This window comes from Nocardioides cremeus (genome assembly GCF_030518195.1).
Classification (GTDB): Bacteria; Actinomycetota; Actinomycetes; order Propionibacteriales; family Nocardioidaceae; genus Nocardioides; species Nocardioides cremeus.
On the sequence record NZ_JAULSC010000021.1, the window covers coordinates 12,788 to 36,414 of the forward strand.

At 73.8% G+C, this 23,627-nt stretch carries 24 protein-coding genes; 19 read left to right on the forward strand and 5 right to left on the reverse strand.

The features are described 5' to 3' along the window. Window positions 1–4 precede the first annotated feature (4 nt). The 5 genes from QWJ41_RS17040 to QWJ41_RS17060 all read left to right on the forward strand — a co-directional run bounded on the left by QWJ41_RS17040 (window position 5) and on the right by QWJ41_RS17060 (window position 4,673). A complete protein-coding gene (locus QWJ41_RS17040; protein ID WP_302709614.1) occupies window positions 5–652 on the forward strand; it encodes a hypothetical protein in 648 nt (215 codons plus the stop codon). 165 nt (window positions 653–817) lie between these two features. After that, window positions 818–1,969, forward strand: a complete 1,152-nt coding sequence (locus QWJ41_RS17045) for an acyl-CoA dehydrogenase family protein (RefSeq protein WP_302709615.1) — start codon at window positions 818–820, stop codon at window positions 1,967–1,969. A 9-nt stretch (window positions 1,970–1,978) separates the two neighbouring features. Then, window positions 1,979–3,124: an acyl-CoA dehydrogenase family protein gene (locus QWJ41_RS17050; RefSeq protein ID WP_302709616.1), complete on the forward strand. Its 1,146-nt coding sequence runs from the start codon at window positions 1,979–1,981 to the stop codon at window positions 3,122–3,124. 83 nt (window positions 3,125–3,207) lie between these two features. Continuing rightward, complete coding sequence (locus tag QWJ41_RS17055; RefSeq protein ID WP_302709617.1) at window positions 3,208–3,978, forward strand: phosphatase PAP2 family protein; 771 nt, start codon at window positions 3,208–3,210, stop codon at window positions 3,976–3,978. Continuing rightward, the gene (locus tag QWJ41_RS17060) at window positions 3,975–4,673 is read left to right on the forward strand and encodes a hypothetical protein (protein ID WP_302709618.1); all 699 of its coding nucleotides are present in this window, start codon (window positions 3,975–3,977) and stop codon (window positions 4,671–4,673) included. The genes QWJ41_RS17055 and QWJ41_RS17060 overlap by 4 nt, the downstream gene beginning before the upstream one ends. Before the next feature lie 22 nt (window positions 4,674–4,695). On the opposite strand, the gene QWJ41_RS17065 is transcribed toward QWJ41_RS17060, so the two are convergent. After that, a complete protein-coding gene (locus QWJ41_RS17065; protein ID WP_302709619.1) occupies window positions 4,696–5,286 on the reverse strand; it encodes a TetR/AcrR family transcriptional regulator in 591 nt (196 codons plus the stop codon). A 59-nt stretch (window positions 5,287–5,345) separates the two neighbouring features. On the opposite strand from QWJ41_RS17065, the gene QWJ41_RS17070 reads away from it, so the two are divergent. The 8 genes from QWJ41_RS17070 to QWJ41_RS17105 are packed head-to-tail and all read left to right on the forward strand — an operon-like array spanning window position 5,346 to window position 13,736. Continuing rightward, window positions 5,346–6,098, forward strand: coding sequence for an SDR family oxidoreductase (locus QWJ41_RS17070; RefSeq protein ID WP_302709620.1), 753 nt, complete (start codon window positions 5,346–5,348; stop codon window positions 6,096–6,098). Further along, on the forward strand, window positions 6,098–6,919 hold the full coding sequence (locus QWJ41_RS17075; RefSeq protein ID WP_302709621.1) for an SDR family NAD(P)-dependent oxidoreductase: 822 nt from the start codon (window positions 6,098–6,100) through the stop codon (window positions 6,917–6,919). The genes QWJ41_RS17070 and QWJ41_RS17075 overlap by 1 nt, the downstream gene beginning before the upstream one ends. Further along, window positions 6,916–7,980, forward strand: coding sequence for a phosphotransferase family protein (locus QWJ41_RS17080; RefSeq protein WP_302709622.1), 1,065 nt, complete (start codon window positions 6,916–6,918; stop codon window positions 7,978–7,980). The genes QWJ41_RS17075 and QWJ41_RS17080 overlap by 4 nt, the downstream gene beginning before the upstream one ends. A 29-nt stretch (window positions 7,981–8,009) precedes the next feature. Beyond that, window positions 8,010–9,248, forward strand: a complete 1,239-nt coding sequence (locus tag QWJ41_RS17085; RefSeq protein WP_302709623.1) for an acyl-CoA dehydrogenase family protein — start codon at window positions 8,010–8,012, stop codon at window positions 9,246–9,248. Next, the gene (locus tag QWJ41_RS17090) at window positions 9,245–10,438 is read left to right on the forward strand and encodes an acyl-CoA dehydrogenase family protein (RefSeq protein WP_302709624.1); all 1,194 of its coding nucleotides are present in this window, start codon (window positions 9,245–9,247) and stop codon (window positions 10,436–10,438) included. The genes QWJ41_RS17085 and QWJ41_RS17090 overlap by 4 nt, the downstream gene beginning before the upstream one ends. Then, complete coding sequence (locus tag QWJ41_RS17095) at window positions 10,435–11,580, forward strand: acyl-CoA dehydrogenase family protein (RefSeq protein WP_302709625.1); 1,146 nt, start codon at window positions 10,435–10,437, stop codon at window positions 11,578–11,580. Before QWJ41_RS17090 ends, QWJ41_RS17095 begins: the two co-directional genes overlap by 4 nt. 4 nt (window positions 11,581–11,584) lie before the next feature. Continuing rightward, on the forward strand, window positions 11,585–12,736 hold the full coding sequence (locus QWJ41_RS17100; RefSeq protein ID WP_302709626.1) for an acyl-CoA dehydrogenase family protein: 1,152 nt from the start codon (window positions 11,585–11,587) through the stop codon (window positions 12,734–12,736). A gap of 58 nt (window positions 12,737–12,794) precedes the next feature. After that, window positions 12,795–13,736, forward strand: a complete 942-nt coding sequence (locus QWJ41_RS17105) for an alpha/beta hydrolase (protein WP_302709627.1) — start codon at window positions 12,795–12,797, stop codon at window positions 13,734–13,736. A 315-nt stretch (window positions 13,737–14,051) separates the two neighbouring features. Here QWJ41_RS17105 and QWJ41_RS17110 read toward each other — a convergent pair whose 3' ends face one another. Beyond that, on the reverse strand, window positions 14,052–15,293 hold the full coding sequence (locus tag QWJ41_RS17110) for a PucR family transcriptional regulator (RefSeq protein WP_302709697.1): 1,242 nt from the start codon (window positions 15,291–15,293) through the stop codon (window positions 14,052–14,054). 175 nt (window positions 15,294–15,468) lie between these two features. On the opposite strand from QWJ41_RS17110, the gene QWJ41_RS17115 reads away from it, so the two are divergent. The 6 genes from QWJ41_RS17115 (at window position 15,469) to QWJ41_RS17140 (ending at window position 21,143) form a co-directional block, all read left to right on the forward strand. Further along, window positions 15,469–16,266, forward strand: a complete 798-nt coding sequence (locus tag QWJ41_RS17115; RefSeq protein ID WP_302709628.1) for an ABC transporter ATP-binding protein — start codon at window positions 15,469–15,471, stop codon at window positions 16,264–16,266. Next, entirely contained in the window at window positions 16,266–16,970 is a 705-nt protein-coding gene (locus QWJ41_RS17120; protein ID WP_302709629.1) for an ABC transporter ATP-binding protein, read from the forward strand. The genes QWJ41_RS17115 and QWJ41_RS17120 overlap by 1 nt, the downstream gene beginning before the upstream one ends. A gap of 45 nt (window positions 16,971–17,015) precedes the next feature. Then, the gene (locus QWJ41_RS17125; RefSeq protein ID WP_302709630.1) at window positions 17,016–17,882 is read left to right on the forward strand and encodes a branched-chain amino acid ABC transporter permease; all 867 of its coding nucleotides are present in this window, start codon (window positions 17,016–17,018) and stop codon (window positions 17,880–17,882) included. After that, complete coding sequence (locus QWJ41_RS17130; protein WP_302709632.1) at window positions 17,882–19,060, forward strand: branched-chain amino acid ABC transporter permease; 1,179 nt, start codon at window positions 17,882–17,884, stop codon at window positions 19,058–19,060. Before QWJ41_RS17125 ends, QWJ41_RS17130 begins: the two co-directional genes overlap by 1 nt. Then, window positions 19,057–20,388: an ABC transporter substrate-binding protein gene (locus tag QWJ41_RS17135; protein ID WP_302709633.1), complete on the forward strand. Its 1,332-nt coding sequence runs from the start codon at window positions 19,057–19,059 to the stop codon at window positions 20,386–20,388. The genes QWJ41_RS17130 and QWJ41_RS17135 overlap by 4 nt, the downstream gene beginning before the upstream one ends. A 74-nt stretch (window positions 20,389–20,462) precedes the next feature. After that, window positions 20,463–21,143 (forward strand): maleylpyruvate isomerase family mycothiol-dependent enzyme, encoded by a 681-nt coding sequence (locus QWJ41_RS17140; RefSeq protein ID WP_302709634.1) that lies wholly within the window; start codon window positions 20,463–20,465, stop codon window positions 21,141–21,143. 18 nt (window positions 21,144–21,161) lie between these two features. Here the strand turns inward: QWJ41_RS17140 and QWJ41_RS17145 are convergent, their stop codons facing one another. The 3 genes from QWJ41_RS17145 to QWJ41_RS17155 are packed head-to-tail and all read right to left on the reverse strand — an operon-like array spanning window position 21,162 to window position 23,593. Then, window positions 21,162–21,767: a class I SAM-dependent methyltransferase gene (locus QWJ41_RS17145; protein ID WP_302709635.1), complete on the reverse strand. Its 606-nt coding sequence runs from the start codon at window positions 21,765–21,767 to the stop codon at window positions 21,162–21,164. Beyond that, the gene (gene truA, locus QWJ41_RS17150; protein ID WP_302709637.1) at window positions 21,764–22,678 is read right to left on the reverse strand and encodes a tRNA pseudouridine(38-40) synthase TruA; all 915 of its coding nucleotides are present in this window, start codon (window positions 22,676–22,678) and stop codon (window positions 21,764–21,766) included. Before truA ends, QWJ41_RS17145 begins: the two co-directional genes overlap by 4 nt. 15 nt (window positions 22,679–22,693) lie before the next feature. Next, entirely contained in the window at window positions 22,694–23,593 is a 900-nt protein-coding gene (locus QWJ41_RS17155) for a carbohydrate kinase family protein (protein WP_302709638.1), read from the reverse strand. Window positions 23,594–23,627 lie beyond the last annotated feature (34 nt).

Consider the following 23,627-nt stretch of genomic DNA (forward strand, 5'->3'; position numbering starts at 1 on the left):
CACCATGGAGCACCCACGACACCGTGGCCCGGGTCGGCACCGCGCGGGCGGCGGGATCGGCCTCGACGAGGCCGTCGAGCTCACCCGCACCGGCGACCTGTGGCTCTTCCGCGGCCGCTCGGCGGCCGACCAGGCGATCCGGGTGCTGACCAACGCCCCCGTCAACCACGTCGGGATGGCCGTGGTGATCGACGACCTGCCGCCGCTGATGTGGCACGCCGAGCTGGGCAAGGGCCTGCTCGACGTGTGGAGCGGCAAGCACCAGCGCGGGGTCCAGCTGCACGACCTGCGCGAGGCCGTGGGCCAGTGGACGGGGCGCTACGAGCAGCGGGCGTGGCTGCGCCAGCTCGACGCCGAGGTCACCCCGGCCATGGAGGACGCGCTGCTGAGCAGCATCGCCCGCCTCGACGGCACCCCCTTCCCCAGCACCGCGGCGCTCGTGGGCCGCTGGGCCCGGGGTCGGGTACGCCGCGCGGCGCCGGCCGAGCTGACCTACTGCGCCGAGGTGGTCGCGACGGCGTACGTCGCCATGGGGCTGCTGCCCGACGACCTGCCCAGCAACTACTACGACCCGGGCCGGTTCTGGTCGGGCGACGACCTCGAGCTGCGCCACGGAGCCCGTCTCGGCGAGGAGGTCGCGGTCGACGTGTGAGCCGAGCGGCCCCGCTTTGGGCGCCGGCCACAACGGCGACTGGTCGGGCCGCCACGGGCTGCGCGGCAGCAGCGGTGCGGGTGCCCCACGCGTGGTGCGCGGGGGCATGATGGAGGCGACCGCTCCTCGTCCCCCGAGGCGCCACCCGATCCGAGAGAGGCCCGGATGCAGCTTGCCCTGTCCGCCGAGGACCAGAAGTTCCGCGAGGAGATGCGCACCTTCTTCACCACCGAGGTGTCCGAGGACATCCGGCGCGCGGTGATCGAGGGACGTGAGCTCTCCAAGGAGCAGATCGTCGAGAGCCAGCAGACGCTCAACAAGGCCGGGCTCGCCGTGCCGCACTGGCCCACCGAGTGGGGCGGCCAGGACTGGAGCGACCTGCAGCGCCACATCTGGAACGAGGAGATGCAGCGCGCCGGCGTGCCCACGCCGCTGGCCTTCAACGCCAGCATGATCGGCCCGGTGATCGCCCAGTTCGGCAGCCAGGAGATCAAGGAGCGGTTCCTGCCCAAGACCGCCAACCTCGACATCTGGTGGAGCCAGGGCTTCTCCGAGCCCGACGCCGGCTCCGACCTCGCCAGCCTGCGCACCACCGCGGTCAAGGACGGCGACGACTGGGTCGTCAACGGCCAGAAGACCTGGACCACGCTGGGCCAGCACGGCGACTGGATCTTCACGCTCGTGCGCACCGACCCCGACGTGAAGAAGCAGGCCGGCATCTCGATGCTGCTCATCGACATGACCAGCCCCGGGCTGACCGTGCGCCCCATCGAGCTGATCGACGGCGGCCACGAGGTCAACGAGGTCTGGTTCGAGGACGTGCGGGTGCCGGCCGACAACATGGTCGGCGAGCTCAACAGCGGCTGGACGATCGCGAAGTTCCTGCTCGGCAACGAGCGGGTCGGCGTCGCGCCGGTCGGGACCACCAAGCGCGTCCTGGCCCGCGCCAAGTCGCTGGCCGGCGAGCGGGCCTCCGAGCCGCTGCTCGCGGCCCGCATCGCCGAGCTCGAGAACGACCTGCTGGCCCTCGAGCTGACCGCGCTGCGCGTGGTCGCCCACTCCGCCGACGGCGAGCCGCACCCGGCCTCGTCGGTGCTCAAGCTGCGCGGCACCGAGCTGCAGCAGGCGGTCAGCGAGCTGATGGTCGACCTCGCGGGCCCCGCGAGCATCGCCTCCGGCGCGGGTGCCGACAGCGCCCTCGAGGAGTGGACGCACCACACCACGCCGACGTACCTCAACCTGCGCAAGGCCTCGATCTACGGCGGGTCCAACGAGATCCAGCGCCAGATCATCGCCCGCACGATCCTGGGACTCTGAGGAGCAGACATGGACTTCACCTACGACGACGAGCAGAACGCCCTCCGCGACGCGGTGCGCGGCCTGCTGACCAAGGCGTACGGCGACTTCGAGCAGCGCCGCCAGACCACCAAGGCCGACCCGGGCTTCTCCGAGAAGACCTGGACCCAGATGGCCGAGATGGGCCTGCTGGGCCTGCCGTTCTCGGAGGACGACGGCGGCGTGGGCGCCGGGCCGGTCGAGATCGCGATCGTGTGCCAGGAGCTGGGCCGCGTGGTCGCCCCCGAGCCCTACGTGACCGCGGTGGTGCTCGCCGGCGGCCTGGTGCAGGCCTGCGGCAGCGCCGAGCAGCGCAGCGAGCTCCTCGGCTCGCTGGCCTCCGCTGAGCGGCTGCTGGCCTTCGCCCACGACGAGCCGGGCTCGCGCTGGGCCCCGACCGCCTCCGCGGTCACCGCCACCGACGACGGCGGCTCGTGGAGCCTGAGCGGCACCAAGGAGCCGGTCGTGCAGGGCGCCCGGGCCGAGACCCTCGTGGTCAGCGCCCGGCTGCCCGACGGCGGCACCGGCCTCTTCGTCGTCGACGGCGAGGCGGCCACCCGCAGCGCCTATCCGACGTACGACGGTGGCCGCGTGGCCAAGGTGGTGCTCGACGCCACCCCGGCCACGCCGCTGGGCGAGCCGGGCCGCGACCTGACCGACAGCATCGCCACGATCCTCGACCTGGGCCGCATCATGGTCGGCAACCAGGCGATCGGGGCGATGGAGGTCGCGCTGGCGCAGACCACGTCGTACCTCAAGAGCCGCAAGCAGTTCGGGGTGCCGCTCAGCACCTTCCAGGCGCTGACCTTCCGGGCCGCCGACATGTACGTCTCGCTCGAGCTGGCCACCAGCCTCGTGCAGTGGGCCACGATGGTCGTCGAGAGCGGCGACGCGGTCGCCGTGCGCGACGCCGCGGCGCGCGCCGGGCTGCAGGTCAGCCGGGCCGGACGCCACGTGGGCCAGGAGGCCATCCAGCTGCACGGCGGCATCGGCATGACCGCCGAGTACGCCGTGGGCTCCTACATGTCGGTGCTGACGATGCTCGAGCACCTGCTCGGCGACGGCAGCCACCACCTCGGCGGGCTCGCGGAGCGCGTCACCGACCACGAGGACCTCGACCCGCTGGCCATCGCCTGACCCTGGTCCGACCTGACCGACGGCCACGGCCGGGTGGCGCCCACGGGGCGCCGCCCGGCCGTCGCTGTGCCTAGGCTCCTGCCATGGCCCCAGCCGTCACCGGGGACGCGCCGGAGACGGTCGCGCCCCCGACCACCGGTCGCACCCGCCGGCTGCCCCGCGGCCTGACCGACGAGCTCGGCCTGCCGGTGCACTGGACGATGCCGATCCGGGTGGACGAGTGGCTCGGCGGCGGCACCACCCCCACCGAGCACCTGCAGTCCGCGTGGTGCGGGCGCCCGTGCCTGCGCGCTGCGTCGCCCTCCTGGTACGACGTCGTGCTGACCACCGTCTACGCCAGCCACTTCCTGGTGGGGCTGAGCCTGGCCGCGGTGCTGTGGGTGCGCGACCGCGCCGCCTGGGTGCAGTGGATGCGGCGCTACCTGATGATCTGCTTCGGGGCCCTGGTCGTCTACGTCCTCTACCCGATGGCCCCGCCGTGGATGGCCGCGCGCGAGGGCCTGGTGGGCGAGGTCACCCGGCTCACCGGCCGGGGCTGGGACGACCTGGGCATCGGCCGTCTCGACCTGTTCCTGCAGGGCGTGGGCAACCCCGTGGCCGCGATGCCGTCCCTGCACGCCGGGATCGCCTTCCTGGTCGCCGTGCACGCGGTGCAGCGGCTGCGCTCGCCCTGGCGGTGGCTGCTGCTGGCCTACCCGGCCCTGATGAGCCTGGCACTGGTCTACTTCGCCGAGCACTACGTCGTCGACATCGTGGCCGGGGCCGTCCTGGCGCTGGCCGTAGTGGCCGTCGCCGGCCTCTGGGAGCGGCAGCCGGGTGTGGGGCCCGGGCAGGTGGGTACCGTCCGGGGGTGAAGCCACGTCCGCGCACCGCGCCCGCCTCCCTCGCCCTGCTCGCCGTCCTCGCTGTCGGCGGCCTGGCCGCCTGCGGGGGCGACGACGCCGACACCGGCTCCGCAGCCGAGTCGCCGTCGGCCCCCTCCCAGGACAGCCCCGAGGACGGCTCCGAGGACTCCTCCGATGACACCGCGACCGAGGACGGCACCCAGGAGGTCAGCACCGACCAGGTGCGGCTGCGCCTCCCGGAGGACTGGGAGAGCCTCGAGGCCCAGGAGGCGCTGGCCGAGGCCGACGGCGAGGACGGCGCGCTCGCTCCGATCGCCGAGCGGCTCGGGGTGCCGCCCGCGCAGCTCGAGGCCACCCTGCAGAACGTCGACCTGGTCGCGGTCGCCGGCGGCGGCGCCCAGGGCGGGGTGCTGACCAACGTCAACGTGCTGCACCAGCCGGGCGAGCTGCCCGAGGAGCAGCAGTTCGCCCAGCAGCTCGAGCAGTTCGCCGACGCCACGGGCGAGGTGACCACCGTCGACTCGGCGGTCGGCGACGTGCTGCGCGCCGACTACGAGCTCGACATCAACGGCACCGCGGGCCAGTTCGTGGTGCTGCTGGCCCAGGTGGGCGACGACGTCGTCACCATCACCGTGACCTCCGCCGACGCCGACGACGCGGCCGAGGTCGCCGACCTGGTCGTCGACTCCCTCGAGGAGGCCTGAGCCACCCGCCGTACGCCGAGCCTCAGGCGCCGGCCATCCGCAGCGCCAGGTCGCGGTAGTGGGCGGCGACCTGCTCGGGCGTCCAGCCGGCGTCGTCGCGGTACCAGCGCGCCACGTCGATGCCCAGCGACAGCAGCGCGGTGGCGGTCATCGCCGGGTCGGGGGTGGCCAGCACCCCGGCGGCCACGCCCCGCTCGATCACGTCGCGCACGACCGCGTCGATGCGCCGGCGCAGGTCCATGATCTCGTCGAGGTGCTCGGGGCTCAACGCGGCCATCTCGTAGTTGATGATCCGCGCGGTGGTGTGGGTCAGGGCGTGGTGGCGCACGAACTCCTCGACCAGCCGGGTCAGCTGCCCGACGGGGCCGGTCTCGTCGGCGACCGCGGCCTCGACCAGCGCCAGGGTGCGCAGGTGGCCCTCCCGGGAGATCTGGTGCAGCAGCTCCTCCTTGGAGCGGTGGTGCACGTAGAGCGCGGCCGGACTCATCCCCGCGCCGGCCGCGATGTCGCGGGTGGTGGTGCCGTGGAATCCGCGGGCCGCGAACGAGGCCACCGCCGCCTCGAGCAGGCGCTCGCGCGCGTCGGTGGTGGAGGGTTGACGAGCGGCGGCCATGGCGTCAGAGTAAGCAAGCGCTTAGTCAGAGCGCAACGACCCACTCGAGAGGGAGCACCATGCAGGGACTCAAGGGCCGCACCGCCGTCGTGACCGGCGCCAGCCGCGGGATCGGCCTGGGCATAGCCCAGCGACTCGTCGACGAGGGGGCGCGCGTCGTGCTGACCGCCCGCAAGCCCGAGGCCCTCGAGGAGGCCGTGAGCGCCCTGGGTGGTCCCGACGTGGCCCTCGCCGTGGCCGGCAAGGCCGACGACCCCGCTCACCGCGAGGAGGTCGTGACCCGCGCCGTCGAGACCTTCGGCAGCCTCGACCTGCTGGTCAACAACGCCGGCATCAACCCCGCCTACGGCCCCCTCGTCGACCTCGACCTCGACGCCGCGCGCAAGATCGTCGAGGTCAACGCCATCGGCGCGCTGGCCTGGGTGCAGGCCGCGCACCGCGCCTGGATGGGTGAGCACGGCGGTTCGGTCGTCAACATCTCCTCGGTCAGCGGCGTCAAGCCCGCCCCGGGCATCTCGATGTACGGCGCCAGCAAGGCCATGATGATCTCGCTGACCGAGTCGCTGGCCGTCGAGCTCGGCCCGACCATCCGCGTCAACGCCGTCGCCCCGGCTGTGGTCAAGACCCAGTTCGCCACGGCGCTCTACGAGGGCCGCGAGGACGAGGTGTCCTCGCAGTACCCCCTCAAGCGCCTCGGCGTGCCTGAGGACGTCGCCGGCGCGGTCGCCTTCCTGCTGTCCCAGGACGCCGACTGGGTCACCGGCCAGACCCTGCTCATCGACGGCGGCGTCACCCTCACCGGCGGCGTGTGATGACCGGCCACGAGGCGCTGGCCGGCCGCGGCGCGGTCGTCACCGGCGCCGCCGGCGGCATCGGTCGCGCGCTGGCCACCCGCCTGGTCGCCGAGGGCGCCCGGGTCGTGGTCAACGACCTCGACGCCGACGCCGTACGCCGCACGGCCGAGGAGATCGGCGCCGTCGCCGTGCCCGGCGACTGCTCCTCCGACGCGGGCGTGCGCGCCCTGGTCGAGGAGGCCACGGCCGAGCTCGGCCGCATCGACGTCTACCTGGCCAACGCCGGCATCGACGGGGCCGGCGGCCCCGACAGCCTGCAGGCGCCCGACGACGTGTGGGAGCGGGTCGTCGACGTCAACGTGATGGCCCACGTGCGCGCCGCCCGGCTGCTGGTGCCCGAGTGGGTCGCCTCCGCCGAGGCCGGCGGCGAGGGCGGTCGGTTCGTGGTGACCGCCTCGGCCGCGGGACTGCTGACGATGATCGGCAGCGCGCCGTACTCGGTGACCAAGCACGCCGCGGTCGGCTTCGCCGAGTGGCTCTCGGTGACCTACGGCCACCGCGGCGTCACCGTGCAGGCGATCTGCCCGCAGGGCGTGCGCACCCGGATGCTCGAGGAGGCCGGCCCGCTGCAGGAGCTGCTCTCCCACGACGAGGCGCTGGCCCCCGAGACCGTCGCCGGCTGCTGGGTCGACGCCTTGGCCGACGACCGCTTCCTGGTGCTGCCGCACCCCGAGGTCGCCGCCTACTACGCCGCCCGGGCCACCGACACCGACCGCTGGCTGGGCGGGATGCGCCGGCTGCAGGCCAAGCTCGACGAGCACCTGGCGGGCCCCGCGTGAGCGGCGCCCTGCCCGGCCTCGACCTGGTCGCGGTCCAGGCCTGGTACGACGCGCAGCGTCCCGGCGAGATGCCGGGCGCCGACGCCCTCGAGGCGCGGCTGCTGACGGGCGGGCGCTCCAACCTCACCTACGCGCTGCACGTGCGCGAGGACTCCTCGCGGCGCTGGGTGCTGCGCCGGCCCCCGCTGGGCCACGTGCAGGCCACCGCCCACGACATGGGCCGTGAGTACCGGGTGATGGACGCCCTGGCCGACACCGCGGTGCCGGTCCCGGCGATGCACGCGCACTGCGCCGACGACGCCGTGCTCGGCGCGCCGTTCTACCTGATGGAGGTCGTCGACGGGGTGGCGCTGCGCCGCGCCGAGGAGATCGAGCCCCTGGGTCCCGAGCGCACCCGGGCGCTGGTCGGGCGGATGGTCGAGGTGCTCGCCGACCTGCACGCCGTCGACCCCGACGCGGTCGGCCTGGGCGACCTCGGTCGCCCGGCCGGCTTCCTGGAGCGCCAGGTGCGCCGCTGGGGCCGCCAGCTCGAGGGCTCGCGCAGCCGCGACCTGCCCGACGCCGACCTGCTGCTCGAGCGCCTGGCCGCCCACGTGCCGCCCGACGCCGCGCCCGCCGTGGTGCACGGCGACTACCGCCTCGACAACCTGCTCGTCGACCCCGACCACCCGCGGCCGGTGCGCGCGGTCGTCGACTGGGAGATGGCCACGCTGGGCGACCCGCTCACCGACCTGGCGCTGCTGGTCGTCTACGACCGGCTCGCGGGCCTGGTCGCCGGGTCCGGCGCCTCGGTCGCCGACGCCGGGCTCGCCGACGTCTCCACCGCCCCCGGCTACCCGTCGGCCGACGACCAGCTCGCGGCGTACGCCGCCGCCTCGGGGCGCGACCTGGGCCCGATGGACTTCCACCTCGGCCTGGCCCACCTCAAGCTCGCCGTCATCCTCGAGGGCATCCACTACCGCCACGCCCACGGCCAGACCGTGGGCGAGGGCTTCGACGCCATCGGCGAGGCGGTGCCGCCGCTGCTGGCGGCCGGGCTCGCCGCCACCTCGCACCTCTGACCCGACCCGACCCCCTGGAGGGACCCACCATGGACTTCGCCTTCGACGCCCGTACGCAGGAGCTGCGCGAGAGCCTGCTCGACTTCATGGACACCCACGTCCACCCCAACGAGAAGGTCTTCGCCGACCAGCTCGCCGGCCTCGACGACCGCTGGGCCTGGTCGACCGCTCCGGTGCTGCAGGAGCTGCGCGCCGAGGCCCGCAGCCGCGGGCTGTGGAACCTCTTCCTGCCGGTCGGGCACTACGGCGACCTGGGCGCCGGGCTGACCAACCTGCAGTACGCCCCGCTCGCCGAGATCACCGGCCGCGCCGGCCACCTGGCCCCGGCCGCCCTCAACTGCGCCGCGCCCGACACCGGCAACATGGAGGTGCTGGCGATGTTCGGCACCCCCGAGCAGCAGGAGCGCTGGCTGCGCCCGCTGATGGAGGGGCAGATCCGCTCGGCCTTCGCGATGACCGAGCCCGACGTGGCCTCCTCCGATGCCACCAACATCGAGACCTCGATCGTGCGCGACGGCGACGAGTACGTCATCAACGGGCGCAAGTGGTGGATCACCGGCGCGATGAACCCGCAGTGCGAGGTCTTCATCGTGATGGGCAAGACCGACCCCAGCGCCTCGCGGCACCGTCAGCAGAGCCAGATCCTGGTGCCGCGTGACACCCCGGGCCTGACCGTGGTGCGCCCGATGCACGTGATGGGCTACGACGACCACGAGCACGGCGGCCACGCCGAGCTGCGCTTCGAGGACGTGCGGGTGCCGGTCTCGAACCTGATCGGCGAGGAGGGCGGCGGCTTCGGCGTCGCCCAGGCCCGGCTCGGCCCCGGCCGCATCCACCACTGCATGCGCGCCATCGGCGTCGCCGAGAAGGCCATCGAGCTGATGTGCACCCGCGCCGACTCGCGGGTCGCCTTCGGCCGCGCCATCTCCGAGCAGGGCGTGGTGCGCGACTGGATCGCGGAGTCGCGGGTGCGTCTCGAGCAGCTGCGCCTGCTGGTGCTCAAGACCGCCTGGCTGATGGACGACGTGGGTGCCCGCGGCGCCCACACCGAGATCCAGGCGATCAAGATCGCCACGCCGAAGACGGTGCAGTGGATCCTCGACAAGGCCATCCAGGTGCATGGCGCCGGCGGCCTCTCCCAGGACTTCCCGCTGGCCAACGCCTACGCCTCGATCCGCACGCTGCGCTTCGCCGACGGCCCCGACGAGGTGCACAAGAACGCCCTGGCCAAGGCCGAGATCCGCAAGCAGACGCACGCGACCTCATGAGCGAGCAGCACCGCAGCGACCTCGAGCAGCGCGTCACCGCCCTGCTCGAGGCCCACGACCCCGCCACCACCGGGCGCGCCGAGTTCCTGCGCGCCCGGTGGGACGCCGGCCTGGCCTGGGTGCACTTCCCCGAGGGCCTCGGCGGCCTCGGGCTCCCCCGTGACCTGCAGGCCCACGTCGACGACCTGCTCGCGGCGGCCGGTGCCCCCGACAACGCCCCTGAGCGCAACGGGATCGGGCTGGGCATGGCCGCGCCGACGATCCTGGCGCACGGCACCCCCGAGCAGCACGAGCGCTTCCTGCGCCCGCTGTGGCTGGGCGAGGAGATCTGGTGCCAGCTCTTCTCCGAGCCCGGTGCCGGCTCCGACCTGGCGGCGGTGGCCACCCGCGCGGTGCGCGACGAGCCCTCCGACGAATGGGTCGTCAACGGGCAGAAGGTGTGGACCTCCTCGGCCCACCTGGCCGACTTCGCGATCCTGGTCGCGCGCACCGACCCCGACGTGCCCAAGCACGGCGGGCTCAGCTACTTCCTGCTCGGCATGCGCGAGCCGGGCGTCGAGGTGCGCCCGCTGCGCCAGCTCACCGGCGAGGCCGAGTTCAACGAGGTCTTCCTCACCGACGTGCGGGTCCCCGACGCCCAGCGCCTGGGCGCGGTCGGCGAGGGCTGGCGCATCGCCAACACCACCCTCAACAGCGAGCGGGTCTCGATCGGCGGCCAGGCCGTCCCGCGCGAGGCCGGGATGGTCGGCAAGGTCGCGGCCGCCTGGCGTGCCGCACCCGAGCGGCGTACGCACGGGGCGCACCGTCGCCTCCTCGACCTGTGGGTGCAGGCCGAGGCCGCCCGGATCACCGGCAGCCGGGTGCGCCAGCAGCTGGCCGTCGGTGCCCCCGGGCCCGAGGGGTCGGCCACCAAGCTGGTCTTCGCCCGGCTCGCCCAGGAGCTCTCGGCGCTCGAGGTCGAGCTGCTCGAGGAGGACGGCCTGCGCTACGACGACTGGACCCTGACCCGGCCCGAGAAGGTCGACTTCACCGGCCGCGACGCGGGCTACCGCTACCTGCGCGCCAAGGGGAACTCGATCGAGGGCGGCACCTCCGAGATCCTGCGCAACATCATCGCCGAGCGCGTGCTCGGCCTGCCCGGCGAGCCCCGCGTCGACAAGGACGTGGCGTGGAAGGACCTGCCCCGATGACCGCCCAGCCGATCCCGGCCGCCCCTGACCTCGACCTGCTGCCCAGCGACGTCGAGACCGACCTGCGCCGCTCGGTGCGCGCGGTGCTCGCCAAGACCTGCCCGACCGAGGCGCTGGTCGCCCTGGCCGACGGCACCGACGAGGTCTCGGGCCCCGCCTGGTCGGCGCTGGCCCACGACCTCGGTCTCGCGGCGCTGCTGGTGCCCGAGGAGCACGGCGGCGCCGGGGCCGGGCCCCGCGAGGCCGCGGTGGTCGCCGAGGAGTGCGGTCGCGCCTGCGCTCCCGTGCCGTTCCTGACCAGCGCCGTGCTGGCCACCAGCCTGCTCGTCCGTCTCGGGGCCGCCGAGCCGCTCGCCCGCCTGGGAGAGGGCACCACCGCGGCGCTCGTCGTGCCGGCGGGCACCGGCTCGGCCGGCGCCTGGGCCCGACGGGCCGGTGTCGAGGTCTCCGGCGGCCGCCTGGTCGGCGAGGTGCGCGGCGTCGTCGGCCTGCCGGCCGACCTGCTGCTGGTCCCCGTCGACGGACCCGACGGCGCGGCGCTGCACCTGGTGCCCGCCGACGCCGACGGGGTGACCGTCTCCACGCACACCTCCCTCGACGCGACCCGTTCGGTCAGCGACGTCCGCCTCGACCTCGAGGCCGGCACGCCCCTGGCCACCGGCGACCAGGTCACCGCCGCCCTCGACCACGCCCTGGCCACCGCGGCCGGCGTGCTGGCCGCGGAGCAGGCCGGGCTCGCGGCCTGGTGCCTCGAGCAGACCGTCGCGCACCTCTCGGAGCGCCGCCAGTTCGGCCGCGTCGTCGGCGGCTTCCAGGCGCTCAAGCACCGACTCGCCGACCTCTACGCCGAGGTCGGCCAGGCCTCCGCCGTCGCGGCGCACGCGGCCGCGGCGCTGGCCGGCGAGACCGACGTACCGGTCTCGGTCGCGGTCGCCCAGGCGTTCTGCTCCGAGGTCGCCGTGCACGCCGCCGAGGAGGCCGTACAGCTGCACGGCGGGCTCGGCATGACCTGGGAGAGCCCGGTGCACCTGCGGCTCAAGCGGGCCAAGGCCGACCACGTGCTCCTGGGCAGTCCCGACGCCCACCGCGACAACCTGGCGCGGCTGGTCGACCTGCCCGCCCCCACCCCCGAGGCAGGATGACCCCATGGACCTCTCCCTGAACGACGAGCAGCAGGCCTTCCGTGCCCTGGCGCGCGACTTCCTCGACCGCGAGGCGGTGCCGCACCGCGTCGAGTGGGACCGCGCCGAGTCCGTCGACCTCGCGATCGTGCCCAAGATGGCCGAGATCGGGTTCTTCGGCCTGACCATCCCTGAGGAGTACGGCGGCCTCGGCGGCGACTACGTGACCTACTCGCTGGCCATGGAGGAGCTCGGGCGTGCCGACTCGGCGCTGCGCGGGATCGTCTCGGTCTCCAGCGGGCTGGTCGGCAAGTCGATCCTCTTCCACGGCAGCGAGGAGCAGAAGCAGGAGTGGCTGCCGCAGCTGGCGGAGGCCACCAAGCTGGGCTGCTTCGGCCTGACCGAGCCCGACGTGGGCTCCGACGCCGGCAACCTGACCACGCGGGCGCGCCGTGACGGCGACGACTACGTGATCGACGGCCAGAAGCTCTACATCACCAACGGCACCTGGGCCGACGTGGCACTGATCTTCGCCCGCACCGGCAGCGACGGGCCGCGCGGCATCTCGGCGTTCCTGGTGCCGACCGACGCCCCCGGCTTCGAGGCCCGTGAGATCAAGGGCAAGCTCGGGCTGCGCGGCCAGGCCACCGCCGAGCTGTTCCTCGACGGGGTCCGGGTGCCGGCCTCGGCGATGCTCGGCGAGGAGGGCACCGGCTTCAAGATCGCGATGAGCACCCTCGACAAGGGCCGCCTCGCGGTGGCCTCCGGCTGCGTGGGGATCGTCCAGGGCTGCCTCGAGACGGCGGTCGAGTACGCCACCTCCCGCACCCAGTTCGGCCGTCCGCTCGCCGGGTTCCAGCTGGTGCAGGACATGATCGCCGACATCTCGCTCGACGCCGACGCGGCGCGGCTGCTGGCCTGGCGCTGCGCCGACCTGATCGACCGCGGCGAGCCCTACGGGGTGGCGGCGTCCAAGGCCAAGCTCTTCGCCTCCGAGGCGGCGGTGCGCGCGGCCAACAACGCGCTGCAGGTGCACGGCGGGGCGGGCTACGTCGACGAGTACCCGCCGGCCAAGTACCTGCGCGACGCCCGCGTGATGACGCTCTACGAAGGCACCAGCCAGATCCAGAAGCTGCTGATCGGTCGCGACGAGACCGGCATCAGCGCCTTCGTCTGAGCCCCGCCCCAGCCCCATCCACCTCACCACCCACCGCACCACTCCTGGAGGACCCACCGTGCCGATCGACCCGCAGCTGGCCACCCTGCTCACGTTCCTCGAGCAGGCCGGCACCCCGCCCATGCACGAGGGCAGTGCCGAGGAGGCCCGCCTGGGCTTCCGCACCCTGTCCGTCGACCTGCGCGACCCCTCAGTGCTGCCCGAGATGGCCTCGGTCGAGGAGGTCCACCTGCCCGGCGGCGCCGCAGCGCGCCCGGGCCGGGTCTACCGGCCGGTGAGCGACCTGGAGGAGCTGCCCACGGTCGCGTTCTTCCACGGAGGCGGCTTCGTGATCGGCGACCTCGACACCCACGACCTGACCTGCCGGCTGATCGCGTCGCGCTGCGAGGCCGTCGTGGTCTCGGTCGACTACCGCCTCGCCCCCGAGCACCCCTTCCCGGCCGGGCTGGAGGACGTGCTCGCCGCCGCACACTGGATCAGCGACAACCTCGCCGACCTCGGCGGCTCCGAGGCGATGGGCGTGGCCGGCGACTCCGCCGGCGGCAATCTGGCCGCGGTCACCGCCCAGGTGCTGCGCGACGAGGGCCGCCCGCTCGCCGGCCAGCTGCTGATCTACCCGGTCACCGACTCGGCCGGCTCCTACCCCTCGCACACCGAGAACGCCGAGGGCTACTTCCTCGACGCCGCCACGATGGCCTGGTTCGGCGCCCAGTACGCCGGTGGCGCGGCCGACCTTGACCCCGCCGACCCCCGGCTCTCGCCGCTGCACGGCCGCCTCGACGGCCTGGCCCCGGCCGTGGTGGTCACCGCCGAGCTCGACCCGCTGCGCGACGACGGCAACGCCTACGCCCGCGCCCTCGAGGACGCCGGGGTCGCGGTGCAGCACCAGGTCTTCCCCGGCCTGATCCACGGCTTCGTCGACATGGGCCGCCACTCCGAGGCCGCCGACCGCGCCGTGGAGGAGACCCTCGCCCTCTTCCGCCCCCTCCTGCACCCCTGACCGCCCCCGCCGCTGGTTGAGCAGCGAGGGCCGAAGGCTCGAGCGTCGCCGAAACCCGGTAACCCCATGGCGTACGGCGGCCGCGGTTGCGGCGCGCGGGCCACTCACGCGGTCTCGGCGTCGCTCGTCGCTGGCGCTCCTCCCTGCTCGACCAACGACCCCGTTGGTTGAGCAGCGAGGGCCGAAGGCTCGAGCGTCGCCGAAACCCGGTGACCCCATGGCGTACGCCGGCCGCGGTTGCGGCGCGCGGGCCACTCACGCGGTCTCGACGATGCTCGTCGCTGGCGCTCCTCCCTGCTCGACCAACGGCGAGCCTCAGCGGTCGCGGGCCATCAGCGCCAGCTCGAGCAGCAGCTTGTCGCGGGGGCTGGCCAGGGACCGGCCGGTGAGCTCCTCGATCTGCTTGAGCCGGTAGATCACGGTGTTGCGGTGGCAGTAGAGCTCCTCGGCGGCGTGCGTGGGTGAGCCGTCGTGGCGCAGCAGCGCGGCGAGCGTGTCGAGCAGGGTGCGCGACTGGGCCTCGGGCTGGGCCAGCAGCGGGCCCAGCGTCTCGCGCAGCAGCAACGGCGCCACCTGCGGCGAGCCGGCCAGCAGCACCTCGGGCAGGCGTTGCGAGACCGCGACGGCGCCCGTGGTGCCGCGCGTGATGGTCTCGGCCGCCCGGGTCGCCAGCTGGTACGCCGCCGCGAAGCCGGCCACGCCGTCGGGGGCCACGCACACACCCACGCGGGCCCGCACCTGCGCCCCCACGACGTCGACGAGCTGCTCCTCCACCAGGGGCGACGCGGCGCCCCCGGTCGCGCCCGGGGACGCGGCGGCGACGAGCCCGAAGTAGGTGCCGCCGCGCACGTGCCAGCGCACCATGAGGCCCAGCCGCTCGAGCCGGTCCTCGCTGGGTCCGAGCCCTGCGTCGACCTCGCCGTCGAGCAGCGCCACCAGGCAGCCCACGGGCGCGTCGGGATCCACGCCCAGCGCGTCGCGCACCTCGGCGGCGTACTCGGGGTCGGCGCCGCGGCCCTCCACGAGGGCGTCGAGCACCGACTGCTGGCGCTGCAGGTCGACCCGGGTCAGGCGCAGGCTCTCGCGCCGGTAGGCGTCGATGAGCACCGCGGTCTGCACGTCGAGGTTCGACCACACGATGCGCGCAGCCAGCAGGAGCACCGGCTCGTCGCCGCGCCCGTCCTTGCCCTGCGAGTGGGAGACCAGCGCCTCCCACAGCATCCGGGCCCCGACGGTGTAGGCGTTGAGCACCAGCTCGAGCGGGACGCCCTGCTGGGCCCTGCGACGTCCGGTGTCGCGCCACACCTGTGCCGCGGCCGAGCTGCCCGCCTGGGGCTGGCCGGTCAGGACCGCGAGGCCGCGCCGGATGTGCACCCGGGTGCTCTCGCGGACGTCGGCGCGCAGGTCGGGCCCGACCTGGTCGTAGATGTCGGCGTCGCGCTCCAGCAGCGTCAGGGTGATGCTGTCGGCGATCTGGTCGGACTGCTCCACGAGGGGCAGCCAGGCGCGCTGGACGTCCTCCAGGGTGGCCCGTCCGGGGCCGACGTCGACGCGCATGAGCAGCACGTTCGCACCCAACGCACAAGGAGCGCCAGCGTAAAGGCGGTGAAATGGCGCACATGCCAAGGAATTTTGTGCTCCGCGCCTAATGCGCGATCTGTGCGCTGCGACCAAGGTGGTGCACGTCACAAGCGGACGAACGCGTTCCGCTGCCCGCTCCAGGAAGGACCTCATGTCGTCCACACCGTCCGCCGAAGGCGGCCCCGTCCCGGCTCTGGAGCTCTCCGACGTCACCGTGCGCTTCGGCGGCATCACCGCCCTCAGCGAGGTCGGCCTGGCAGTGCGTCCCGGCTCGGTGCACGGCGTCATCGGCCCCAACGGCGCGGGCAAGACCACGCTCTTCAACGTCGCCTGCGGCTTCGTCACCCCTGACACCGGCCGGATCGTGCGTGAGGGCACCGTGCTCGACAAGCTGGCCCCGCACCAGCTCGCAGGCCTCTCGATGGCCCGCACGCTCCAGGGCCTGGGTCTCTTCGACCGGATCACGGTGCTCGACAACGTCGTGGTCGGCGCCGACCGGCACGCCCGCTCGGGCTTCCTCGGCTCGCTGCTGGCCCTGCCCCGCGCCGGGCGCGAGGAGAAGGCGCTGCGCGAGCGGGCCCGGGCGGTGCTGGCCGAGCTGCACATCGAGCAGTACGCCGACCGCTACCCCACCAGCCTCCCCTACCCGGTGCGCAAGCGGGTCGCGCTGGCCCGTGCGCTCGCCGCCGAGCCCACCCTCCTGCTGCTCGACGAGCCGGCCAGCGGCCTGTCCTCGGCCGAGATGGACGAGCTGGGCGACCTCGTGACGTCGCTGGGCTCGCGGATGTCGGTGATGCTCGTGGAGCACCACATGGACCTGGTGATGCGGGTCTGCGACGAGATCACCGTGCTCGACTTCGGCAAGGTGATCGCGCACGGCACCCCCGACGAGGTGCGCAACGACCCCGCCGTGCTGGCGGCCTACCTGGGCGACGAGGTGACCCACTGATGCTGACCCTCGACAAGCTGACGGCCGGCTACGGCCCCGTCACCGCGCTGCAGGACGTCACCTTCTCCGCCGGCAAGGGCCAGATCACCGCCGTCCTGGGCGCCAACGGTGCCGGCAAGACCACTCTGCTGCGCACCGTGTCGGGGCTGCACCGGCCCGAGTCCGGCACCATCTCGCTCGACGGCCAGCCGCTGCGCAAGGTCAACGCCGAGCAGATGCCGGCGCTGGGCATGGTCCACGTGCCCGAGGGGCGCGGCGTGATCACCGAGCTGACCATCGAGGAGAACCTGCGCCTGGGCGGCCTGGCCAAGGGCGGCAAGCTGCGCTCCGAGGACCTCGAGCGCGTCTACGAGCTCTTCCCGGTCCTCGCCGACCGTCGTGCCAGCCTGGCGCACACGCTCTCGGGCGGCGAGCGCCAGATGCTGGTCATCGGCCGGGCCCTGATGTCGGAGCCCCGGCTGCTGCTGCTCGACGAGCCGTCGCTGGGCCTGGCCCCGCGCATCGTGGCGCAGATCTTCGACCTGCTGCGCGGCCTCGTCGACGACCAGGGCCTCAGCGTCCTGCTGGTCGAGCAGAACGCCCGCAGCGCCCTGTCGGTGGCCGACCACGGAGTGGTGCTCAACCTCGGCCGCGTCGTGGCCGACGAGAAGGCCTCGGTCCTGGCCGCCGACGACCAGCTGCGCCACGCCTACCTCGGCTTCTGAGCCGCACCGCCCACCCCAAGAACGGAGATCGACGTGCAACAACTCGTGAACACCGCCCTCGGCGGGCTCACGCTCGGCGCCGTGTACGCCGCGTTCGCGCTGGCGCTGGTGCTGATCTTCCGCTCCACGCGGATCGTCAACTTCGCCCAGGCGCCGATGGCGATGGTGACCACCTTCATCGCGCTGACCCTGATCGACGCCGGCTACTCCTACTGGATCGGCTTCGCGGCCGCCCTGCTCTCGGGCCTGGTGCTCGGCGCGGTGATCGAGCGGGTCATCATCCGCCCGGTGGAGGACAAGCCCGAGATCAACGCGGTCATCCTGACGCTGGGCCTCTTCATCACCCTGCACGCCCTGGCCGCGGTCATCTTCGGCAACCGCTTCCGCTCGTTCCCCGCTCCCTTCGGCCTGCGCGGCCTCGAGGTGGGTGGCACCACGATCCGGTTGACCACCTCGGGCATCTTCACGATCGCCGCGGTGGCCACCGTGATGGTGCTGCTCCTGCTGCTCTTCCGCTACACCGACGTGGGCCTGCGGATGCGGGCCTCGGCCTACAACCCCGAGGTGGCGCGCCTGCTGGGCGTGCGGGTCGGCCGGATGCTCACCCTCGGGTGGGCGCTGGCCGCGGTCGTCGGCTCGCTCTCGGGACTGCTGATCGCCAGCGGTGGCCTGGTGCACCCCGGCTACATGGACTCGATCGTCGTCTACGGCTTCGTGGCCGCCGTGCTCGGCGGGCTCGAGAGCCCGGTGGGCGCGGTCGTCGGCGGGCTGACGCTCGGCCTGTCGCTGAGCTTCGTCAGCGGCTACCTCGGCTCCGAGCTGGTCGCCCTGGCCGCGCTGCTGATCCTGATGCTCGTGCTCACCCTGAAGCCCGGCGGTCTGTTCGCCGTGGCCTCGGCCAGGAGGGTCTGATGAACCGCTTCCTCGACGTGTGGCGCCACTCGGTGCTGGGCCGCCACCTGCTGACCGCGCTCATCGGCCTGGCCGTGGTGGTCGTGGTCCTCGAGAGCGTCGGCGACTTCCGCGCCCTGCAGCTGGCCGCGATGGCCTACCTCGGCATCGCCGCCGGCGGCCTGACGGTGCTGACCGGCATCAACGGCCAGATCTCGCTGGGCCACGGCGCGCTGATGGCGTTCGGTGCCTACACGACCGCGCTGCTCCTCGACGACCCGACGTCCTCGATGCCGATCTCGCTGGTGGTGCTGGCCTCGACGGCCGTCGCACTGCTCGTCGGCACCGCGGTCGGCGTGGCCGCGGCCCGCCTGCACGGCCCCTACCTGGCCGGTGCGACCCTCGCGCTGGCGATCGCCGTGCCCGGCATCGCGCTCTACTTCGGCAGCTTCCTCGGCGGCGAGCAGGGCCTGCGGGTCTCGCTGCCCGACGTGCCGGTGTGGGCGCTGGACCTCGAGTACCTCCTGACCGGCACCGAGATGTCGCGCAGCCAGTACGTCGCCTACCTCGGCTGGATCACCCTCATCGTCACCTTCGTGCTGCTGGCCAACCTGGCCCGCGGCCGGGTCGGGCGCCGCTGGCGCGCCGTGCGCGACGACGAGGTCTCCGCCGAGCTGGCCGGCATCCAGCTGGGCCGCGCGCGGATCTCGGCGTTCATGGTCAGCGCCGCCGCGGCCGGTGCCGCCGGCTCCGTGCTGGCCATCACCGCACGGCTGGCCGCCCCGAGCGGGTTCACCATCGTGCTCAGCCTGACCCTGCTCACCGCGGTCGTGCTGGGCGGGCTGGGCTACCTGTCCGGGGCCCTGATCGGCGCGGGCCTGCTGACCTTCCTGCCGCCGTTCGTGACCCGCATCGGCGGCGACGCCGGCCTCTCCGACATCCGGGCCGCCGAGCTGGCGCCGCTGGTCTACGGCCTAGTCATGGTGCTGGTCATCCTGCTGGCCCCGGCCGGCCTGGTCGGCACCACGCGGATGTCCCTGGCCGGACGCCGGGCCCGGCGCCAGATGGCCGCCGCGGGCGCCGCTGGCGCGACCACCGGCTCCCCCGGCACGACTGCCCCCCACGACAGCTCCGACGAGCACGACCCCGGCACGCCCCAGGCGTCCGGATCCACCACCCCGAAGGGAAGTACACGATGAAGGCACGACTGCTGGCCCCTGTGGCCGGCCTGCTCACGGCCACCATGGTCCTGGCGGGCTGCGGCGCCGGAGGCGACCGCGAGAGCGACAGCGGCGGCGAGGGCGGCGGAGCCTCCGACGTCGGCGTCACCGAGGACACCGTCACCGTCGGCGGCCACTTCCCGCTCACCGGCGTGGCCGCCCCCGGCTACAGCGAGATCCCCACCGGCGCCCAGGCGTACTTCGACTACGTCAACGCCGCGGGCGGCATCAACGGCCGCCAGATCGAGTACATCGTCAAGGACGACGGCTACAACCCGACCAACACCAGCCAGGTCACCAACGAGCTGGTCCTCCAGGACGAGATCTTCGCGATGGTCGGCGGTCTGGGCACCCCCACGCACAGCGCGGTCGTCGACTTCCTCAACTCCGAGGGCGTGCCCGACCTCTTCGTCTCCTCCGGCTCCCTGCAGTGGGGTGACGACGTCGAGTCCAAGCCCTACACCTTCGGCTGGCAGCCCGACTACGAGATCGAGGGCAAGATCATCGGCCAGTACATCGCCGAGAACATGCCCAAGGCCAAGGTCGGCCTGTTCCTGCAGGACGACGACTTCGGCGAGGACGGCGAGAAGGGCGTGCGCCAGTACCTCGACAAGCAGATCGTCGGCGTCGAGCGCTACACCTCCGGCAACACCGACGTGGGCCCTCAGGTCGCCGGCCTGCAGGCCAAGGGTGCCGACCTGGTGATCGCCTTCAACACCCCCTCCTACACCGCGCTGACCCAGCTCACGTCGCTGGCGCTGGGCTACGAGCCGACCTGGTTCTACTCCAACGTCGGCTCCGACCCCCAGCTGGTCGGCTCGCTGCTGAACCGCTTCTCCGAGGGTGCTGTCGAGGGTGACAACAGCTCGCTCAACGACGTGCTCACCACCGAGTACATCCCCGGCGTCGACGCGACCGACGACCCGTGGGTGCAGCTGTGGCAGGAGGTCTGGGACCAGGAGGGCGAGGGCGGCGAGCTCACGAACTACCGGATCTACGGCATGTCGCAGGCCTACGCCTTCGTGCAGGCCCTCGCCGCCGCCGGCGAGGACCTGACCCGCGACGGCCTCGTGGAGGCCGTCGAGTCCTTCGAGGACGTCACCGGCCCGCAGCTGGCGCCGTTCCGCTACAGCGCGGACAGCCACATGGGCATCTCCGGCATGCGTGTCGTGGAGCTCCAGGGCGGCAAGGCCGAGGAGCTGACCCCCGTGCTGGTCAGCGACATCGGTGACGCCCCGATCGAGGAGGACTCCTCCGACCAGGCCAGCGACGCCCCGCCGGAGGGTGGCATCCCCGACGGCAGCTGATCGCTGCTCGACCCGTAGACGGCGGCGCCCGGTCCCTCGCGGACCGGGCGCCGTCGTCGTGCTTGGATGACCCGGTGCCCCACGACTGGAACAGGTTCCTGCAGACCTCCACCCAGCGGCTGGCCGCGCTGGTGGACGAGTCCGACCCGGCCGCCCCGGTGCCGGGGTGCCCCGACTGGTGCGCCGCCGACCTGGTCGAGCACATCGGCGGGGTCTACCAGTGGGCCACCCACGTCGTCCGCACCGGCGACCCCGAGGCCGCCGTCGCTCCGGCGCCCACGGACCTCGGCGAGCTGCCAGGCTGGTTCCGCACGCACGCCGACGAGCTGGTGCGGGTGCTGGTGGGCACCGACCCCGACCAGGAGACCTGGACCTTCGGCCGTGGCCGCGGCACCGCGGGATGGTGGACGCGACGCCAGACCCACGAGACCACCCTGCACACCTTCGACCTGCTCGACTCGCAGGGACGCAGCGAGGAGTGGGACGTCCCGGCGCCGCTGGCCTGGGACGCCGTCCGCGAGGTCGTCACGCTCTTCTACCCCCGTCAGCTGCGGATGGGTCGCATCGACCCGCTGCCGGGCACCCTGCTGCTGACCGCGACCGACCTCGACGCCGAACCCGTCGCCGTGGGCGAGGGACGCCCCGTGGTCGAGGTGAACGCCCCGGCGAGCGAGCTGGTGCTGCTGGCCTACCGCCGCCGCACCAGCGCCGACCCCGCCGCCGCCGAGCTGTTCGCCCGCGGCCTCACCCCTTGACGGGGGCCGGGCGCGGGCTCAGTCCTCGGCGCGCCGGGTCTCCAGCACCCGGAACCCCTTGGCGCTGGCCAGGCGCGTCGTGGGCCAGCCCTGCTCGCCGAGCCAGCGCTGCAGCGAGTCGGCCCCGAGGTTCTTGCCGACCACCATCACCGCCCGGCCACCGGGTGCCAGTCGTGGCAGCCAGGTCAGCAGCAGCCCGTGCAGCGCCTGCTTGCCGATCCGGATCGGCGGGTTCGACCAGATCTCGTCGTACGCCGCCTCCGCCGGCACCTGGTCGGGCAGCAGCGCGCTGTAGCGCTCTGCCACCCCGAGGGAGCGGGCGTTGTCACGGGCCAGCAGCAGCGCCCGCTCGTTGACGTCGACGGCGCACACCTGTGCCTCGGGGGCGGCCACCGCGGCCGCCAGCCCGATCACGCCGTAGCCGCAGCCCAGGTCGAGCAGCCGCCCGCCCGTGGGCGGCGGCGTCTCGCGGAAGAGCACGGCGGTGCCGATGTCGAGGCGCCCCTGGGCGAAGACGCCCGATCCGGTGACCAGCTCGAGCTCGTGGCCCCACACCGGCACCGTGACCGGTGCGCGCTTGAAGGGCACCGAGGGGTCGGCGGTGAAGTAGTGCTCGTCGCTCACGTGGTCTCCTCGTCGGTGTGGGACGCAGGGTCGGACGCAGGGCCGGAGGCGGGCAGCTCGGCACGCCGCGCCCGGGTCTGCTCGGCGCGCAGCGCCAGTTCGTCGTCGTCGGGGTAGGCGACCTCCTCGAGGGTCAGCCCGTGGGCGTGGGCGACCGCGACCTGGGCCGAGCGCTCCCGCTCCACGAGCAGCTGCGCGGGCCACTCGGGCGGGCGGCGCCCCTCCCCCACCGCGAGCAGGCACCCCACCAGGGCGCGCACCATCGAGTGGCAGAACGCGTCGGCGCGCACCGTCGCCTCCACGACACCGGCCGGGGTGCGCCGCCAGTCGAGGTCGAGCAGCGTGCGCACGGTGGTCGCGCCCTCGCGGCGCTTGCAGAACGAGGCGAAGTCGTGGTGTCCCACCAGCTGCGCGGAGGCGCTGCGCAGCAGGTCGACGTCGAGGGGCCGCGGCCAGGCCAGCACGTGGCGCCGGGTCAGCGGGTCGAGCGACCCGGGCCGGTCGGCGACCCGGTAGACGTAGCGGCGCCAGGTCGCGGAGAAGCGCGCGTCGAAGCCGTCGGGGGCCTGCTCGACCCGGCGCACGACGACGTCGGGCGGCAGGATGCCGTTGAGGCGGCGCACCAGCGCCTCGAGCGGGGGCGCGGGCGAGCGGCCGGCGGAGGCCAGCACCCTGGCCTCGTCGACGTCGGCGTGGACGACCTGGCCGCGCGCGTGCACCCCGGCGTCGGTGCGACCGGCGCAGACCACGGGCACCCGGGCGCTGCCCGGCGGGTCGTCGTCACGCACCCCGACGCGCAGCGCGACCGCGAGGGCGTTCTCGACCTGGTGCTGGACCGTGCGCAGCCCGGGCTGGGTGGCCCAGCCGCGGAAGTCGGTGCCGTCGTAGGCGAGGTCGATCCGCAGGCGCACCCGCCCATCCTCTCCTCAGCCCAGCTCGGAGCGGTACGGCGGGTCGGCGCCGGGCCGCGACACCGTGACGGCCGCCGCCTGGGCGGCGTGGGCCAGCAGCCGCTCGACGACCTCCGCCGGCAGGGCGGGCAGCCGGCCGCCGAGCAGGCCCTCCTCGGCCAGCCCGTCGACGAGAGCGGCAGCGAAGGTGTCACCGGCGCCGATGGTGTCGGCCACCACGACCGGACGGGGCGCGACGGTCACCTCGCGCTCGTGGTCGAACCAGGTCGCGCCCTCGCCCCCGCGGGTCAGCACCACTGCGGCCGGACCCATCGAGAGCAGCCGGGCAGCGGCCTGCTCGACGGGCAGGGTGGGCCACAGCTCGGTGAGGTCCTCGTCGCTGACCTTGACCAGGTCGGCCAGCGCGACCACCCGCTCGACCCGCTCCACCACCTCGGACCCGGTGCCGGTCACCGCGGCGCGCACGTTGACGTCGTAGGTGGTCGTCGCCTGCTCGCGCAGCTGCTCGACCAGCTCGAGCACCGCGCTCGCACCGGGCTCGACCACCGCCCCGAGGGAGCACACGTGCACGGCGGCCGGAGCCGGCGAGAGGGGGACCTCGCCCAGGCGCCAGTCGAGGTCGAACTCGTAGGTGGCCGCGCCGTCGGCGCCGATGGTGGCCGCCGCGGTCGAGGTGCGCTCGACCACGTGGGGGTCGAGGGCCAGCTCGACGCCCGAGGTGCGCAGGTGCTCGCCGAGCAGGCGGCCGTGGGCGTCGTCGGCGTACGACGTCGCGAAGCGCACGCCGCGCCCGAGGCGGGCCAGCGCCACCGCGACGTTGGCCGCGCTCCCGCCGGGGTGCTCGCTCGTCTCGCCGTCCGCGGTGCGCACCACGTCGACCAGGGCCTCCCCCACCACCATCACGTCCGCGTCCATGCCCAGGGTCTACCACGTGCCGGGCGCCCGAGCA

What these genes read in the sequence shown, in the direction of transcription:
- QWJ41_RS17040 (WP_302709614.1), top strand. Translation starts at nt 5, where the DNA reads ATGGAGCACCCACGACACCGTGGCCCGGGTCGGCACCGCGCGGGCGGC.
- QWJ41_RS17045 (WP_302709615.1), top strand. Translation starts at nt 818, where the DNA reads ATGCAGCTTGCCCTGTCCGCCGAGGACCAGAAGTTCCGCGAGGAGATG.
- QWJ41_RS17050 (WP_302709616.1), top strand. Translation starts at nt 1,979, where the DNA reads ATGGACTTCACCTACGACGACGAGCAGAACGCCCTCCGCGACGCGGTG.
- QWJ41_RS17055 (WP_302709617.1), top strand. Translation starts at nt 3,208, where the DNA reads ATGGCCCCAGCCGTCACCGGGGACGCGCCGGAGACGGTCGCGCCCCCG.
- QWJ41_RS17065 (WP_302709619.1), bottom strand. Translation starts at nt 5,286, where the DNA reads ATGGCCGCCGCTCGTCAACCCTCCACCACCGACGCGCGCGAGCGCCTG.
- QWJ41_RS17070 (WP_302709620.1), top strand. Translation starts at nt 5,346, where the DNA reads ATGCAGGGACTCAAGGGCCGCACCGCCGTCGTGACCGGCGCCAGCCGC.
- QWJ41_RS17075 (WP_302709621.1), top strand. Translation starts at nt 6,098, where the DNA reads ATGACCGGCCACGAGGCGCTGGCCGGCCGCGGCGCGGTCGTCACCGGC.
- QWJ41_RS17085 (WP_302709623.1), top strand. Translation starts at nt 8,010, where the DNA reads ATGGACTTCGCCTTCGACGCCCGTACGCAGGAGCTGCGCGAGAGCCTG.
- QWJ41_RS17090 (WP_302709624.1), top strand. Translation starts at nt 9,245, where the DNA reads ATGAGCGAGCAGCACCGCAGCGACCTCGAGCAGCGCGTCACCGCCCTG.
- QWJ41_RS17095 (WP_302709625.1), top strand. Translation starts at nt 10,435, where the DNA reads ATGACCGCCCAGCCGATCCCGGCCGCCCCTGACCTCGACCTGCTGCCC.
- QWJ41_RS17100 (WP_302709626.1), top strand. Translation starts at nt 11,585, where the DNA reads ATGGACCTCTCCCTGAACGACGAGCAGCAGGCCTTCCGTGCCCTGGCG.
- QWJ41_RS17110 (WP_302709697.1), bottom strand. Translation starts at nt 15,293, where the DNA reads ATGCGCGTCGACGTCGGCCCCGGACGGGCCACCCTGGAGGACGTCCAG.
- QWJ41_RS17115 (WP_302709628.1), top strand. Translation starts at nt 15,469, where the DNA reads ATGTCGTCCACACCGTCCGCCGAAGGCGGCCCCGTCCCGGCTCTGGAG.
- QWJ41_RS17120 (WP_302709629.1), top strand. Translation starts at nt 16,266, where the DNA reads ATGCTGACCCTCGACAAGCTGACGGCCGGCTACGGCCCCGTCACCGCG.
- QWJ41_RS17130 (WP_302709632.1), top strand. Translation starts at nt 17,882, where the DNA reads ATGAACCGCTTCCTCGACGTGTGGCGCCACTCGGTGCTGGGCCGCCAC.
- QWJ41_RS17135 (WP_302709633.1), top strand. Translation starts at nt 19,057, where the DNA reads ATGAAGGCACGACTGCTGGCCCCTGTGGCCGGCCTGCTCACGGCCACC.
- QWJ41_RS17155 (WP_302709638.1), bottom strand. Translation starts at nt 23,593, where the DNA reads ATGGACGCGGACGTGATGGTGGTGGGGGAGGCCCTGGTCGACGTGGTG.